This is a genomic window from Desulfomicrobium baculatum DSM 4028 (assembly GCF_000023225.1).
Taxonomy (GTDB): domain Bacteria; phylum Desulfobacterota; class Desulfovibrionia; order Desulfovibrionales; family Desulfomicrobiaceae; genus Desulfomicrobium; species Desulfomicrobium baculatum.
In genome coordinates this window covers 3,263,470-3,277,829 of record NC_013173.1, presented here as the reverse complement: position 1 = coordinate 3,277,829, position 14,360 = coordinate 3,263,470, and the positions used below count along the sequence as shown (strand labels likewise).

Sequence of the window (14,360 nt, the reverse complement as noted above, 5' to 3'; positions counted from 1 at the left end):
TCATCCTTGCTTCTTCTTGTTTTGAAGTTGGATTCGGCGCTCGTCGCGACGAATCTGCCTTTGTTCCCGGGCCTTGCGGATTTTTTCCAGGTCCGCCTGGATCATGCCCGAGCGTTCCGGCTGGAACAGGAACAGATCCTGCGAGGCTTGGCCCCCGTCCCAGTGCATGGGGGCCAAAGACCAGGGCATGCGGCTGGCGGCTTCGGCCAGGGCCTGGTTGAAGGCCTCGGCCGAACTTTGGCCGCCTCCGAGAAGAGCGGTGAAACGCACGAAATCGTAGCCAAGCGCCGCCCACATGTCCGCTTCTTCCCCGTCGCCTTCCTGCATGCCGCGCTTCAGGCTCTGCGCGCTCTGGGTGGAGATGTCGGCTCCCCAGGCTCCGGGAAAGAACGTCAGGTCAAAGTATTGCGTTTCCAGATTGGCCTCGGACAGGCTCTGTCCCCAGAGCTGCGGCCCGAGAAAAAGGAGCCGCGTCTCTTCATAATAATGGAAAAGCGGGGCCAGCTGCTGCACCCGGAAGAGGGAATCGGGCAGGAAAACCGCCTGAAAGGGAGGGTCTGGGTTCAGGGTGTCCTTGGCTCCGCTGGCTCCCAAGAGGGCCGCCACGGCTTTGCCCCAGGTTGGCGGATTTTCGATGTCGTAGCCCCGGACCGTGGAGACGCGCGCGCCCAGAATTCTGGCCTGTTCCTGAAAGATGTCGGCCATGGCCGTGCCGAATCGGTCCTGGGGGTGCAGGATCGCGTACGACGTGACCCCCAGGCGTTCGCAGCCCCGAATGACGGCCCGGACCTGATCCGCGGGGGTGCTGAAGAAGCGCCATGCCTCCACGCCCTCGTCTTCGACGCTGGGCATGAAGGTCAGGAATCTGGATGTGCGGTGCAGGCCCGCCAGTCGGATCTGGCTCCATATTTCCTTGCGCAGCGGACCGCCGATGATGGGCACGCCGCTCACGGCGCGCAATTCTTCCAGAAAGGTCGGGGACTCGGTGTTGATGAGCTTTATCGCCGGCGCCTCGGTCTGGGCCCGGCTCTCCCGCCAGGCGGTGTCGGCGCCCTTGGCGATCTTCCAGCCCACCTGCGCGTACGGGCCGGAAAGTGGCAGGAGCAGGACCAGGTTCTGCTTGACCACGCCCATCTGCTGTTCCAGGGCGCGCAAGTGGCCGGCAAAGAAATCCTTGTTGGCGAGCCCTCCGCTGCGCACGATGGTGGAGAGGCTGGGCCAGACAGACGTCCAGTTGTCCTTGTCCTGGGTCAGAAGCTTCATGCTCCGCGCCCAGACCACCATGGACCAGGGATAGGCGCCCGGATCGGCGCCCAGGGCGCTGTCCAGGACGGTGCGCAGCTCGTCGGCCTGCAGGGATTCGGCCCGGCGCAGGGCTTCTGTTTCCAGCGCGCCCCGGGTCGCGTCGTCGGGGGTGGCCTTGTAGAGGAAACCCATGGTCTCGAAGGCCAGCCCGTATTCGGGGATGGCCCAGAAATGATCGACGAGCTCCATTCCGGCCGCATCGCGCGTGGTCCAATCAAGGTCGGTGCGACCGGCAAGGTCGAGCAGGTAGCTGACGTAGGCGTCCTTGCCCTTGCGGGCCAGGAGAAGCTGGGCGTTGGCCTGGTTCCAGTCCCAGGAGGACGTGGCGGTTTTGTTTTCGGCCTGCCAGGCCTGCAGGTTCTTTTCCGCCAGCTCGAATTCCCCGAGCTGTACCGCGCTGTCGACGGTATTACGCCAGGCATCGCTGCGGCCGGGATCGCCCACTCCGGTTGTCTCCAGATACTTGGTGTAGCGCTGGAGCGCTTTTTGCGGGTCCGCCGCCTTGTGCCCGGGCAGGGCGGAGGCGGGTTTTGCGCCTGGAGTGGAATACACGATTTTTTTGGCGCAGGAGGAGGCGCCGAGAATCAGGGCCAACACGAGGATGCAGGAGTAAAGAGGTCCGATTTTCATAAGGTATGGAGCCTGACAACGGTCTGAAGGGAGTGTCCCGGTTGAATAAAAAAAAGCCTGGCCCCGTCAAGGGCCAGGCGTGGAGTATAGGGACCGGCAAATTGCCGTGTCAAGCCAATGCTTGCCGTGGTCGATACTTACTTTTTCACTTCCGTGTAGTCGGCATCGACGACGTCTTCATCATCGTTTTTGGCGCCGCCCTGTCCGGCTTCCTGCTGTGCGTCGGCATGGGCGCCGGCGTCGGTCTTCTGGGCGTAGAGCTTTTCGGCCAGCTTGTGCGAGGCCTGGGCCAGCTCGTCCATGGACTTCTGGATGGCTTCGGTGTCTTCGCTCTGCAGGACGCTTTTGAGGGCCTCGGCCTTGCCCTCGATGTCGGCCTTCATGGCTGCGTCGATGTTTTCGCCCAGATCGCGGATGGATTTCTCCGTGGTGTAGATCAGGGTGTCGGCGCTGTTGCGGACTTCGATCAGCTTCTGCTTCTTCTTGTCCTCTTCGGCGTGGGCTTCGGCTTCCTTGACCAGACGCTCGATGTCCGTGTCGCTCAGGCCGCTCGATGCCGTGATGCGGATGGACTGCTCCTTGCCCGTACCCAGATCCTTGGCCGAAACGTTGACGATGCCGTTGGCGTCGATGTCGAAGGTGACCTCGACCTGCGGCACGCCGCGCGGAGCGGCCGGGATGCCGGTCAGTTCAAAGCGGCCCAGCGTCATGTTGTCGGAACACATGGGACGCTCGCCCTGCAATACGTGGATGGACACGGACGGCTGGTTGTCGGCGGCCGTGGTGAAGGTGTTGCTCTTGCGGGTCGGGATGGTCGTGTTGCGGTCGATGAGCTTGGTGAACACGCCGCCCAGGGTTTCGATGCCAAGAGACAGCGGCGTTACGTCCAGGAGCAGCACGTCCTTCACGTCGCCGGCCAGGATGCCGCCCTGAATGGCCGCGCCCATGGCCACGACTTCATCGGGGTTCACGCTGCGGTTGGGTTCCTTGCCGAAGAATTCGCCGACCTTCTTCTGCACCAGCGGCATGCGGGTCATGCCGCCGACCAGGATGACTTCGTTGATGTCGCCGGTCTTCAGACCCGCGTCGGCCAGGGCCTTGCGACAGGGCTCGATGGTGCGACTCACCAGCGCTTCGCACAGCGATTCGAGCTTGGCGCGGGACAGCTTCATGGTCATGTGCTTGGGACCATTCTGGTCCGCCGTGATAAAAGGCAGGTTGATGTCCGTCTCGGTGGAGGAGGACAGGTCCTTCTTGGCCTTTTCGGCGGCTTCTTTGAGGCGCTGCAGGGCCATCTTGTCCTTGGACAGGTCGATGCCGTTTTCCTTTTTGAACTCCGCCACCAGGTAGGTGATGATCTCGTGGTCGAAATCTTCGCCGCCCAGGAACGTGTCGCCGTTGGTGGCGCGCACTTCAACGACGTTGTCTCCCACTTCGAGGATGGAGATGTCGAAGGTGCCGCCGCCGAGGTCGAATACGGCGATCTTTTCGTTGGCCTTCTTGTCCGAACCGTAGGCCAGGGAAGCGGCCGTGGGCTCGTTGATGATGCGCTTCACTTCGAGGCCCGCGATGCGGCCCGCGTCCTTGGTGGCTTGGCGCTGGGAATCGTTGAAGTAGGCCGGGACGGTGATGACCGCTTCGGTCACGGTTTCGCCAAGGTATGTCTCGGCATCTTTTTTCAGGCGCTGCAAAATGAGCGCGGAGATTTCGGCCGGACTGTACTTCTTGTCGCCGATCTGCACGTAGGCATCATTGTTGGCTCCGGCCACGATCTTGTAGGGGCTCTTGGCGATCCAGTCTTTGAGTTTGGGATCGTCGATCTGGCGGCCCATGAGACGCTTGACCGCGAAGATGGTCTTGTCGGAGTTCGTGACCGCCTGCCGCTTGGCGATCTCGCCCACCAGGCGGTCCTGATCAGTAAACGCGACGATGGACGGCGTTGTGCGGCCGCCTTCAGGATTGGTGATGCACTTGGCTTCCTTGCCTTCCATGACATAGACGCAGCTGTTGGTCGTACCCAAATCTATACCGATAATTTTACCCATTGTGGTCTCCTCTGCGGTAATTGAAATAATTATGTAAAAATCGGGCACAAATTAACGCCTAAAAATTGCTTGTAAAGGGCTGGGGGGCATTTTTTTTAGACGGCGATGCCTGCGGGGCCAAAGACGGCGGATCTGCCGGGAGTATCCGGGGGCAGGAACGGGCGTGGTGGGCGGCGCACGAAAAAGCCCCTGCCGTGCATGCCGGCAGAGGCTTCAGTTCGGATGAAGAGGCTCGGGGCGGATCAAAGACCCTTTTGCGCCATGAGATGGGCCAGGTCGGCCACGCGGCAGGAATACCCCCATTCGTTGTCGTACCAGATCAGCACCTTGGCCAGGTTTCCGGCCTGGACCGTGGTGAAATCAGCATCCACCACGCCCGAATGCGGGTCCGCGATGAAGTCGGAGGAGACCAGGGCTTCTTCGGAGTAGCCCAGTATCCCCTTGAGTTCGCCGGCGGCGGCTTCCTTGAAGGCTGCCTTGAGCTCCTCGGCGGTCGTGTCGCGTTCGAGCACGGCCACGAAATCCACCAGGGACACCGCAGGCACGGGTACGCGCACCGAATAGCCGTCAAAGCGTCCGGCCATCTCGGGGATGACCTTGGCCACGGCCTTGGCCGCGCCCGTGGACGTGGGGATCATGTTGCACGCTGCGGCCCTGGCCCGGCGCAGATCCTTGTGCGGGAGATCGAGGATGCGCTGGTCGTTGGTGTAGGCGTGAACCGTGGTCAGCACGCCTTTGGCCACGCCGAATTTGGCGTGCATGATCTTGACCGCCGGAGCCAGGCAGTTGGTGGTGCAGGAAGCGTTGGAGACGATGTGATGGATGGCAGGGTCGTACTTGTCCTCGTTCACGCCGATGACCACGGTCAGGTCCTCGTCCTTGGAGGGCGCGGTGATGATGACCTTCTTGGCGCCGCTTTCCAGGTGTTGGCCGGCTGTCGGGCCGGTGCGGAAGATGCCCGTGGATTCGATGACGATGTCCACCCCGCACGACTTCCAGGGGATGAGCCTCGGGTCGCGCTGGGCGAAACTTCTCACTTCCCATTCACCGCCCACCCGGATGGTGTCGGCGTCGGCCTCCACAGTGGGCGCAAAATGTCCGTAGGACGTATCGTGTCGGAGCAGATGGGCGTTGGTCTGCGTATCGAAAAGATCGTTGATGGCCACGACTTCCAGGGTGTCGCGGTGACGTTGCCAGATGGTCTTGAGCACCTGCCTGCCTATGCGTCCGAAGCCGTTTATTCCAATTCGTGTTTTTTCCATAAGATGCTCCCTAGTCTTCAAAAACCTGGTAGTCGTAAGCGTTTATGAGTTCCATCTGGCGCTTCAAGGTCTGGTGCATGCGCGCGTTTTCGATGGCGATGGCCGAAATGTTGGCGATGGCCTGCAGAAAGCCGATCTCTTCTTCATCAAACTCGCGGCGCTCTCCCGTGTAGACCCGGAGCACCCCGATGGGACGGCTGCCTTCCACAAACAGGGGGGCTACCAGCACGGACGCCAGCCCTTCCTTGGTCGCTTCGCCGCCGTACTGAAAGCGCGGGTCGGAGCCCGCATCGGCAATCTGGACCACCTTGCCGGTAAACGCTTCGCGGTCCAGTCCGCTCTTGGCCACCTCGACCACGCCCTTTTTGGCGTAGCGTTCGCTGAGACCAAAATAGGCCGCCGGTTTCAGGATCTTGCCGCTGCGATCCAGGAGCCGGATGAAGCATCCCTTGACGCCCATGGCCCGGGTCACCTGCTCCGCGATGCGGCTTAAAACCTCGCTCGGGTCAAGGCTCGAGTTCACAGTCCGGCTGACTTCGTAAATAATTTCATAGAGGCGCTTTTTGCTCATGATTTCCTCCTTTTCTGTCTAGACTTCGCGAAAGGCATACATGACAACGGCGCAAGAGAACAATACATTTTCACTTCCGAAATAATATTATGAATTGAATAATCAAACAAACTGGCATTTTCTGCGGAAGTATTGAGTTTTCCACATGCAGAGGATACGAGGCCCCAAAATCTTTTACAGGAGTATTTATGGAACGCACTTTCTCCATCATCAAACCCGACGCCGTCGCCCGCAACCTGCAGGGCGAGATTATGGCCATGATCCAGAGCGCGGGACTGCGCATCAAAGGCATGAAAATGATCCAGTTGACCAAGGCCCAGGCCGAAGGCTTCTATGCCGTACACAGCGCGCGGCCCTTTTTCGGCAGTCTTGTCGAATACATGTGCTCCGGCCCCTGCGTGGTCATGTGCCTGGAAGGCGACAACGCAGTGCAGAAATACCGCGACCTGATGGGCGCGACCAACAAGGACAACGCCGCCGAAGGCACCATCCGCAAGAAATACGCGCTGGACATCGAAAAGAACTCCTGCCACGGTTCCGACGGTCAGGATACCGCGGCGGTCGAAATCGCATACTTCTTCAACGCACTGGAGTTGGTAGGATAATGAAAAGATTCGGGTTCATCGGTCTTGGGAACATGGGCGGAGCCATCGCTCGCGGGCTGGCCTCGGGCGGCGCGTTCGCCCTGCACGGATTCGATCCCAGCGAGGGCATGTGCCGCAAGAATGCGGACATCATGACCATCCATGCCACTGTCCAGGAGTTGGTCAAAAATTCGGATTATGTCCTGCTGGCTGTCAAGCCGCAGGTCATGCGCCCGGTGCTGACCGGTCTGGCCTCGGCCCTTGGACCCGAAACCTGCCTTGTCTCCATCGCCGCCGGCGTCACCCTGGACCAGCTGGTCGAATGGTCCGGGAAAGAATGCCCCGTGGTGCGCGTCATGCCCAACACTCCGGCCATGGTCGGCAAGGGCGTTTATGCCTTGTGCTTCGACCACGCGCTGCTGGATGAGGGTCGCAGGCAGACCCTGCTGGATGTTTTTTCCTCCATCGGTCAGGCCCATGTGCTGCCGGAAAAGCTCTTCGACGCCTACACGGGCCTCATCGGTTCCGGGCCCGCCTATGTCTATGCCTTCATGGAAGGGCTGATCGACGCGGGCGTGACCCTGGGGCTGACCCGGGCCCAGGCCACCAGCATGGTCGCGGGGCTGGTCTCCGGGTCGGCGCTCATGGCCGAGGCCGAGGGCGTTCACCCGACGCTTTTAAAAGAAATGGTCACCTCCCCCGGGGGGACGACCATCGCGGGACTCAATGCCCTGGACGAGCACCGCTTCAAATTCGCGCTTGGCCAGGCTGTTCTGGCCGCCGCCAGACGCAGCAAGGAACTTGCGGATTAGGGCGGCTACGAGCCGCCTTTTTTTATGCCGTATTCATTCCGTAGCGCACGCATCCTCGCCCAGCCCGTGACCGGAGCCGAGATCCCGGAAATCGAGACTGTTTATGCCGGAAACAGGGAACTGCTGCTGCTTCTGGACCGCGAAAACGATCCGCCCGTCCTGGCCCGCCGCTTTGTCGAGCACCAGAACCTGCCGCCGAGAGGGTGCAGGTCCTCCCTGCATAATCTCATTCTGCGCGAACCCATGGCCGGGGACGTCATCGGGCTGATGAGCCTGTACACCGGTTACCCCAAGGGCGATATCGCCTATGTCGGAGAACTTTTTCTGAGTGTCGAATTTCAGGGCATCGGCCTGGGGCGGGAGGCCTATCTGAGCCTGGAGGCCATGCTGCGCCCCGGGCCCATGACCCGCGTGCGGGTGGGGGTCGGGCTTAAGAATTGGAACGCCCTGCGGTTCTGGATCAGGCTCGGTTTCATGCAGGTCACGGGAATGAGCGGCGACCGCTGTTTCGGTCCCGGGCGGCACGCCTTTTTGGAGCTGCAGAAAAATCTGTGATCCCGGCTGGACCAGGCGACGGTAATATCTTGACATGACACGGCGGGCGGAGCTAAACGCATCTCCTCGGGGCGATTAACTCAGCGGTGAGAGTGCCACCTTCACACGGTGGAAGTCACAGGTTCAAATCCTGTATCGCCCACCACCGACCGCACAAACCCTTTCAGGCAGCCGCCCGGAAGGGTTTTTTCGCTTATGGAGCATCCCATGCAGATACAGGACGATTACGAACTTCTCGACAGCGGCAACGGTCAAAAACTGGAACGATTCGGTACAGTCATCCTGGCCCGCCCCTGCGCCCAGGCCGTATGGGAACCCTCGCAGCCCGCGCTCTGGGAATCAGCCAGCGCCACTTTCGACCGCAAGGACGGACTCAACTGGCACGGCCGGGAGCGGCTGCCCGAGGAATGGATCGTGACCGTGCGCGGGGTGCGCATGCGCCTTTCGACCACTGATTTTGGCCACCTGGGCATTTTTCCGGAAACCCTCGATCTGTGGCAATGGATCGCAGGCGCTGTGCGCCAGGGCGCGGTCGCGCACGGGGAGGCCCCGCGCTTCCTTAATCTCTTCGCCTATTCCGGGGGCGCGACCCTGGCGGCGGCCCTGGCCGGGGCGCAGTGCTGCCACCTCGACGCGTCCAAGGGAATGGTCGAGTGGGCACGCGGCAACGCCGCCCTGAACGGCCTTGAGGATTCGGGAACCCGCTTCATTGTCGACGATGTGAGCGCGTTCTTGAAGCGCGAGGTGCGACGGGGGCGCAAGTACGACTGCGTGCTGCTGGACCCTCCATCTTTCGGGCGGGGCAAGCGCGGAGAACTCTACAAGGTCGAAAAGAACGTGCAGGAGACCCTGGACCTGGTCCGTCAGGTTTTAAGCGACACGCCGCTTTTCGTCATCCTGACCTCGCACACGCCGGGTTTTTCGCCCATCGTGCTCAGGAACCTGCTGGAGCAGACTTTCGGAAAGGGAACTCTGACCTGCGGGGAAATGCTGCTGCATGGCGGGCAGGAGGTTCTGGACCTGCCCAGCGGCACTTGGGGAAGATGGGAAGCGAACAAATCTCAAATTTAAGATTTGAAATTTAAGATTTGAAATTTGAAATCAGGGGGCTGTTCGGTGTTGAGCGCGCGTCGTTTCAGCCGAGATTCCACCAGCTCAACGAGCTTCCCGCGATGGTTAGGACCACGGTACACAGCAGCGCGGCCGGCAGCAGCGCGCGCAGCATGCCGCGAACGCGCTGCGGGGACCAGGTCACACCGAGCGGCCCGAGGAACGGCTTGTCCTTGATCTCTCCGAAATAGCGGGTCGGGCCGCCCATGCTCACGCCTGCCACGTGGGCGGCGGCGCTCATGGGCCAGCCCGCGTTGGGGCTGTCCATGCTCCGGGCGTCACGCGCGATGCGTTCCCAGGCGGCGGGGCGCAGCAGCAGCCAGCCCGTGGCCCAGATGGAGATGGCGGCCAGACGGGCGGGCATCCAGGCCAGGATGTCGTCGGCCCGCGCCCCGGCCTTGCCGATCTTCTCGAAACGCGGCGTGCGGTATCCCCACATGGAGTCCACAGTGCTCACGGCCTTGTAGGCCCACAACGCGGCGGGCCCCAGCAGGCAGAGCCAGAAGAGGGGGGCCACGAATCCGTCATTGAAATTTTCGGCCAGGGTTTCGCCCAGGGCGCGGCAGACTTCGTCCTCGGTCATGTCGTCCGTGTCCCTGCTGACCAGTCCGGCCAGATGGGCGCGGGCCGCCGCCAGCCGCCCGTCTTCGAGCAGTGCCAGTACGGTGTTGGTTTCCCGCAGCAGACAGCCCAGGGCCAGCCCCGCATAGCCAAGGTACAGGGCCAGGATCTCTCCCATCAGGGGCAGGCCGGTCAGCAGAAGGACCGTGGCCGCGCTGCCCGCAGCCACGGCGGCGACGCTCAGGGTTCCACCTATGCGCGGTCCAAGGAAAAAAGATGTTGCCCAGCCCTCAAGGCGCGCCAGTATTTTGCCGATGAGCCGCACAGGGTGCGGCCAGTCGCGGGGATCGCCAAAGAGCAGGTCCAGGGCCACGCAGCCCAGCAGGAAGACGAAGAGTGACAGGTTCAGCGGCAGACTGTAGAGCGTGTCGGGCATGCGCGTCTCCGTAGGTTAGGGGGCGGCGGGCCGGCCCTCGCGCAGGTCCAGCTCTCCGGTCTGACGATAGGCTTCGTAGAGAAGCACAGCCGCGGCATTGGCCAGGTTGACGCTTCTGACTTCTCCCCAGATGGGGATGCGGATCAGATCCTGGGCGTCATGGAGTACTTCCGGGGGCAGGCCCCGGGTTTCCGGGCCGAGCACGATGATGTCGTCGGCCCTGAAGGAAAACCGGTGGTAGGCCACCCCCTGGCGCGCGCTGGTGAAAACCAGACGGCCCGGATCGCGGCCTTCAAGAAAGGCGGGCCAGGACGGCCAGATCCGCTTGTCCACGTGCGGCCAGTAGTCGAGCCCCGCCCTTTTGAGATATTTGTCGTCCAGGCTGAAGCCCAGGGGTTCGATCAGATTCAGGCGGGTGGTGGAGGCGGCGCAGAGCCGGGCGATGGTCCCGGTGTTGGGGGGTATTTCAGGCTCGTAAAGGGCGATTTGCATCTTTGATTCTCTTTGCGTATTTTTTGGCAGGCACGGCCCGGATCGGGCAAGCCCTCTCGGCACATCACCCTTTTTTGGCTTTCAAACCCGCTTCCGTCAAGGACCGCGAAGTCAGGAGAATTCATGCATCTGCTTGTCACCGGAGGCTGCGGCTTCATCGGCTCCAATTTCATCCAGCACATGCTTGCCTCTCACGAGGATGTGGTCATCGTTAACCTCGACAAGTTGACCTATGCAGGCAACCGCCGGAATCTGGCCGAGGAGGAGGCGCTGCATCTGGGGCGCCGCTATCATTTCGTGCACGGCGACATCTGCGACCAGGAGCTCGTGCCGGAGCTCATGAAGCGCTTTGTCTTCGATGCGGTGCTCAATTTCGCGGCCGAATCGCATGTGGACCGCTCCATAAGCGACCCGTTCCCCTTTGTCACGACCAACGTGCTGGGCACGCAGAATCTTCTGGAAGCCGCCAGACGGGCTGAAATTCCGCGTTTCGTGCACATCTCCACCGACGAAGTCTACGGCACCCTCGGGCCCACCGGGCAGTTCACTGAAGACACCCCCCTGGCGCCCAATTCCCCGTACTCGGCGTCCAAGGCCTCCTCGGATTTGCTGGCCCGGGCCTATTTCCACACCTACGGGATGCCCGTCATGGTCACCCGCTGCTCCAACAACTACGGTCCCTACCAGTTTCCGGAAAAACTCATTCCCCTGGTCTATCTGAAGGCCTCCCGCAGCGAGCCCATCCCCGTTTACGGCGACGGGCAGAACGTTCGGGACTGGATTTACGTCATGGACCACTGCCGGGGCGTGGAAGCCACGCTTTTCAAAGGCCAGCCCGGCGCGGTCTACAATTTTGGCGGGGACGCCGAACGCACGAACCTGGAGGTGGTGCGCCTCATCCTGCGGCTGACGGGCAAAAGCGAAGACCTCATCACCCATGTCACCGACCGGCCCGGTCATGATCGCCGTTATGCCATGGCCTTTGCGCGCTCCACGGCGGATCTGGGCTGGACCCCGCAGCATTCTTTCGAGGATGGCATGGCCCGCACCCTGGCCTGGTACAAGGCCAACGAGGCCTGGCTTGACGAAGTGCAGAGCGGCGCCTATCGCCAGTTCATGGATAACTGGTACCGGACGAGGCAGGCATGAGGAGCGCCGTTGTGCTGGGCGGCAAGACCGGTCTCTTGGGACAGGCCTTAAGCCTGGCTCTGACCAGGCAGGGATGGGCCGTGCATGCTCCGGGGCGCGATGAGCTGAACCTGTTCGAGCGCCCGGCCGTGGAGGACTACCTCGCCCGGACCAAGGCGGAGGTGCTGTTCAACACCGTGGCCTACACCAAGGTCGATCAGGCCGAGGACGAGCCGGCCGAGGCCTCCAGGCTGAACCGGCAGCTGCCGCTCATTCTGGGTAAAGCCGTGCAGGCCGCCGGTGTGCCTATGGTCCACTACAGCACGGATTTCGTTTTCAGCGGCAAAAAGACAAGCCCCTATGGCCCCGGGGATCAGACCGCGCCCTGTTCGGTCTACGGCCAGACCAAGTTGCAGGGCGAGCGGGAGCTCATGTCCCTGGGCCTGCCGAACCTGCTCATCATCCGAACCTCATGGCTTTTTGGCCCGTGCAAGACAAATTTCGTGACCCGCATTCTGGAGCTGGCCGCGTCGAGGCCGGAGCTCTCCGTGGTCCATGATCAGATCGGCAGCCCCTCCTACACTCCGGATCTGGCCGCCGGTTCCCTGGCGCTGTTGGCAACGGGGGCGACGGGCATCTTTCATCTGGCCAACGCGGGCCAGGCAAGCTGGTGCGAACTGGCTACGGAGGCCGTCCGGGGCGCGGACCTGGCCTGCCGGATCAAGCCCATCCCCTCGTCCGAATATCCCCAGAAGGCTTGCCGTCCGGCATATTCGGTGCTGGACCTCGGCGCCTTTACGGCCGCCACGGGTATTGCGCCGCGCCCGTGGCTGCAGGCCCTGCGCGAATTTCTTTTTTCCCGGGAAGACTGCTTGTCATGATCTTAAGCAAGCGCGAAACCGCCGTCCTCACCGCCGTGGTCGAGACCTATGTGGAGACCGCCCTGCCCGTGTCCTCGCAGACGCTGGCTTCGGGTCTGGGGCTCAGCCCCGCCTCTGTCAGATCGGCCATGGCCGCGCTGACGGAAAAGGAGTATCTGCGGCAGCCGCACACGTCCGCAGGACGGGTCCCCACGGTTCTGGCTTTTCGCTATTATCTCGATCAGGTGCTCACCCTCGGCCCACTGCCGCGCAGGGAGCAGTCCCGCCTGCACGAACACATTCTGCCGGGCGAGGGGGATCTGACCCAGGTCCTGCGTCGCGCGGTCCGCACTCTTTCGTCCCTGACCCGCCAGGTTTGCGTGATCATGGCCCCGCGTCAGGATCTGGCCCGCTGGCGACAGATAGATTTCGTCCTCTTGCGGCCGGGCATGATCATGGCGGTACTGGTCATGCAGGGCGGGCTGATCAGCAACCGCCTGGTGCAGATGGACGAGCGTTTGAACGCCGATGACCTCGTGCACTACGGCAACTATCTGAACAGTCTGTTCGAGGGACGCACCACCCAAGAGGTGCGCGGCGAGATCGAGCGCCAGTTGCATAAAGCGCGCAAGACCCTGGATGCCTACCGCAGGGCCTGGGAGCTGGCCGCGCAGGCTCTGGCCGAGGAAGAACAGCCGGAAGTCTTTGTCGGTGGCGCGAGCCACCTTACGGACCAGCCCGAATTCACGGAACTGGAGACCATCCAGGAACTCTTGCGGCTCATCGAGGAACGCTCCAGGCTGCTCGAACTTCTGGACAAGACCTCGGCCAGCCAGTCCGTCTCCGTCAGCCTGACCCAGGACATGCCCGGACTTGCGGGATGTTCGCTGGTGGCTTCCCCCTACAGCGCTTTTTCCACCAATCACGGCACGTTGGCCGTGCTTGGGCCGGTGCGCATGAACTACGCGCGCATCGTGCCCATGGTTGACTTTGCCGCCCAAATACTTAGTCAGTGCCTCAAATCCCGCTTCTAAGGTTTGTCGTGAAGCGATTTCTCAAATATTTCAAGGATCAGGAGTTTTTCATGTCCAATAAGGAAAAAGAGGGCCAGAACCCGGATGAAGTGCAGACCGAAATGCAGGCTGAAGAAGCAAAGGAACTGACCCTGGAGGAAAAATACGTCCAGGCCCTGGCCGACATGGAGGAGCTGAAAAAGGACAACCTGCGCGTCCTGGCGGACAGTGAGAATTTCAAGAAGCGGCTTTTGCGCGAAAAGGAAGATTATTTCAAATTCGCCACCTCCGCCATCCTCGAGGAGATCATCCCGGTCATGGACAACCTTGACCTGGCCCTGGCCCACGGCAAGCAGACCGAGGCCTGCAAGGATCTGGTCACGGGCGTGGAGATGACCATGAACATTTTCCTCGACACGATGAAGAAGCATGGGCTGGAGCAGATCGGGGCGGTGGATGTGCCCTTCGACCCGGCACGTCATGAGGCGCTGGGGCAGGTGGAGCGCGACGACGTGGACGAGAACACGGTCTGCCAGATGCTGCAGAAGGGCTACATGCTCAAGGATCGCCTGCTGCGCCCGGCCAAGGTCATGGTCAGCCGCAAGGCGGGAGAGTAAACGCATGGGCCAGATTGTCGCTGTGCTCGGCGCGAGCCACAAGCCGGAACGGTATTCAAACCAGGCCGTGCGCATGCTCAAGGATCACGGGCATTCGGTCATTCCGGTCACGCCGGGCCGAACCGTCATCGAAGAGCTGCCCGTCGTTCCCAGCCTGGACGCCATCGATCAGAAGGTGGATACGCTGACCCTTTATGTCGGGCCGGAGCGCAGCGCCCAGATGCAAGACGCCATCGTAGCCTTGAAGCCCGGGCGGGTCATTCTCAATCCCGGCACGGAATCGGCGGCGCTGGAACAGGCCCTGACCGAAGCGGGCATCCCCTGGGAACATGCCTGCACCCTGGTCATGCTCAGAACCGGACAATTCTAGACCGCACGC

The 14,360-nt window shown here is 61.9% G+C and carries 15 protein-coding genes and 1 tRNA gene; 10 read left to right on the top strand and 6 right to left on the bottom strand.

All coding sequences use genetic code 11. The features are described from left to right. From DBAC_RS14495 to DBAC_RS14480, 4 genes are all read right to left on the bottom strand, one after another. On the bottom strand, nt 1-1,935 hold the full coding sequence (locus tag DBAC_RS14495; RefSeq protein ID WP_015775058.1) for a penicillin-binding protein activator: 1,935 nt from the start codon (nt 1,933-1,935) through the stop codon (nt 1-3). Nucleotides 1,936-2,072: 137 nt separating this feature from the next. After that, the gene (gene dnaK, locus DBAC_RS14490) at nt 2,073-3,980 is read right to left on the bottom strand and encodes a molecular chaperone DnaK (protein ID WP_015775057.1); all 1,908 of its coding nucleotides are present in this window, start codon (nt 3,978-3,980) and stop codon (nt 2,073-2,075) included. A 242-nt stretch (nt 3,981-4,222) separates the two neighbouring features. Then, nucleotides 4,223-5,242, bottom strand: a complete 1,020-nt coding sequence (gene gap / locus DBAC_RS14485) for a type I glyceraldehyde-3-phosphate dehydrogenase (protein WP_015775056.1) — start codon at nt 5,240-5,242, stop codon at nt 4,223-4,225. Between the two features lie 10 nt (nt 5,243-5,252). Beyond that, a complete protein-coding gene (locus tag DBAC_RS14480; RefSeq protein WP_015775055.1) occupies nt 5,253-5,813 on the bottom strand; it encodes a GAF domain-containing protein in 561 nt (186 codons plus the stop codon). A gap of 188 nt (nt 5,814-6,001) precedes the next feature. Here DBAC_RS14480 and ndk point away from each other — a divergent pair, with 188 nt between their 5' ends. The 5 genes from ndk (at nt 6,002) to DBAC_RS14455 (ending at nt 8,835) form a co-directional block, all read left to right on the top strand. After that, on the top strand, nt 6,002-6,418 hold the full coding sequence (gene ndk / locus DBAC_RS14475; protein WP_015775054.1) for a nucleoside-diphosphate kinase: 417 nt from the start codon (nt 6,002-6,004) through the stop codon (nt 6,416-6,418). Then, nucleotides 6,418-7,209, top strand: a complete 792-nt coding sequence (proC, locus tag DBAC_RS14470; protein WP_015775053.1) for a pyrroline-5-carboxylate reductase — start codon at nt 6,418-6,420, stop codon at nt 7,207-7,209. Before ndk ends, proC begins: the two co-directional genes overlap by 1 nt. Nucleotides 7,210-7,233: 24 nt before the next feature. Next, the gene (locus DBAC_RS14465) at nt 7,234-7,764 is read left to right on the top strand and encodes a GNAT family N-acetyltransferase (protein WP_015775052.1); all 531 of its coding nucleotides are present in this window, start codon (nt 7,234-7,236) and stop codon (nt 7,762-7,764) included. Between the two features lie 69 nt (nt 7,765-7,833). Beyond that, nucleotides 7,834-7,909: transfer RNA gene (locus tag DBAC_RS14460), tRNA-Val, on the top strand. A gap of 62 nt (nt 7,910-7,971) precedes the next feature. Further along, nucleotides 7,972-8,835, top strand: a complete 864-nt coding sequence (locus tag DBAC_RS14455; protein WP_015775051.1) for a class I SAM-dependent methyltransferase — start codon at nt 7,972-7,974, stop codon at nt 8,833-8,835. Between the two features lie 64 nt (nt 8,836-8,899). On the opposite strand, the gene cbiB is transcribed toward DBAC_RS14455, so the two are convergent. Both cbiB and DBAC_RS14445 read right to left on the bottom strand, forming a co-directional pair. Next, nucleotides 8,900-9,871, bottom strand: a complete 972-nt coding sequence (gene cbiB / locus DBAC_RS14450; RefSeq protein ID WP_015775050.1) for an adenosylcobinamide-phosphate synthase CbiB — start codon at nt 9,869-9,871, stop codon at nt 8,900-8,902. A 15-nt stretch (nt 9,872-9,886) separates the two neighbouring features. Next, nucleotides 9,887-10,363 carry a tRNA (cytidine(34)-2'-O)-methyltransferase gene (locus DBAC_RS14445; protein ID WP_015775049.1) on the bottom strand — a complete coding sequence of 159 codons (477 nt, stop codon included), beginning with the start codon at nt 10,361-10,363 and terminating at the stop codon, nt 9,887-9,889. 123 nt (nt 10,364-10,486) lie between these two features. Here DBAC_RS14445 and rfbB point away from each other — a divergent pair, with 123 nt between their 5' ends. Genes rfbB through DBAC_RS14420 form a run of 5 tightly spaced genes read left to right on the top strand, consistent with a single transcriptional unit; the run spans nt 10,487 to nt 14,351 of the window. Beyond that, the gene (gene rfbB, locus DBAC_RS14440; protein ID WP_015775048.1) at nt 10,487-11,512 is read left to right on the top strand and encodes a dTDP-glucose 4,6-dehydratase; all 1,026 of its coding nucleotides are present in this window, start codon (nt 10,487-10,489) and stop codon (nt 11,510-11,512) included. Further along, nucleotides 11,509-12,372 (top strand): dTDP-4-dehydrorhamnose reductase, encoded by an 864-nt coding sequence (gene rfbD, locus DBAC_RS14435; protein WP_015775047.1) that lies wholly within the window; start codon nt 11,509-11,511, stop codon nt 12,370-12,372. The genes rfbB and rfbD overlap by 4 nt, the downstream gene beginning before the upstream one ends. Then, nucleotides 12,369-13,385, top strand: a complete 1,017-nt coding sequence (gene hrcA / locus DBAC_RS14430) for a heat-inducible transcriptional repressor HrcA (RefSeq protein WP_015775046.1) — start codon at nt 12,369-12,371, stop codon at nt 13,383-13,385. The genes rfbD and hrcA overlap by 4 nt, the downstream gene beginning before the upstream one ends. 50 nt (nt 13,386-13,435) lie before the next feature. Next, complete coding sequence (grpE, locus tag DBAC_RS14425) at nt 13,436-13,981, top strand: nucleotide exchange factor GrpE (RefSeq protein WP_015775045.1); 546 nt, start codon at nt 13,436-13,438, stop codon at nt 13,979-13,981. 4 nt (nt 13,982-13,985) lie between these two features. After that, nucleotides 13,986-14,351 (top strand): CoA-binding protein, encoded by a 366-nt coding sequence (locus DBAC_RS14420; protein WP_015775044.1) that lies wholly within the window; start codon nt 13,986-13,988, stop codon nt 14,349-14,351. Nucleotides 14,352-14,360: the final 9 nt, after the last annotated feature.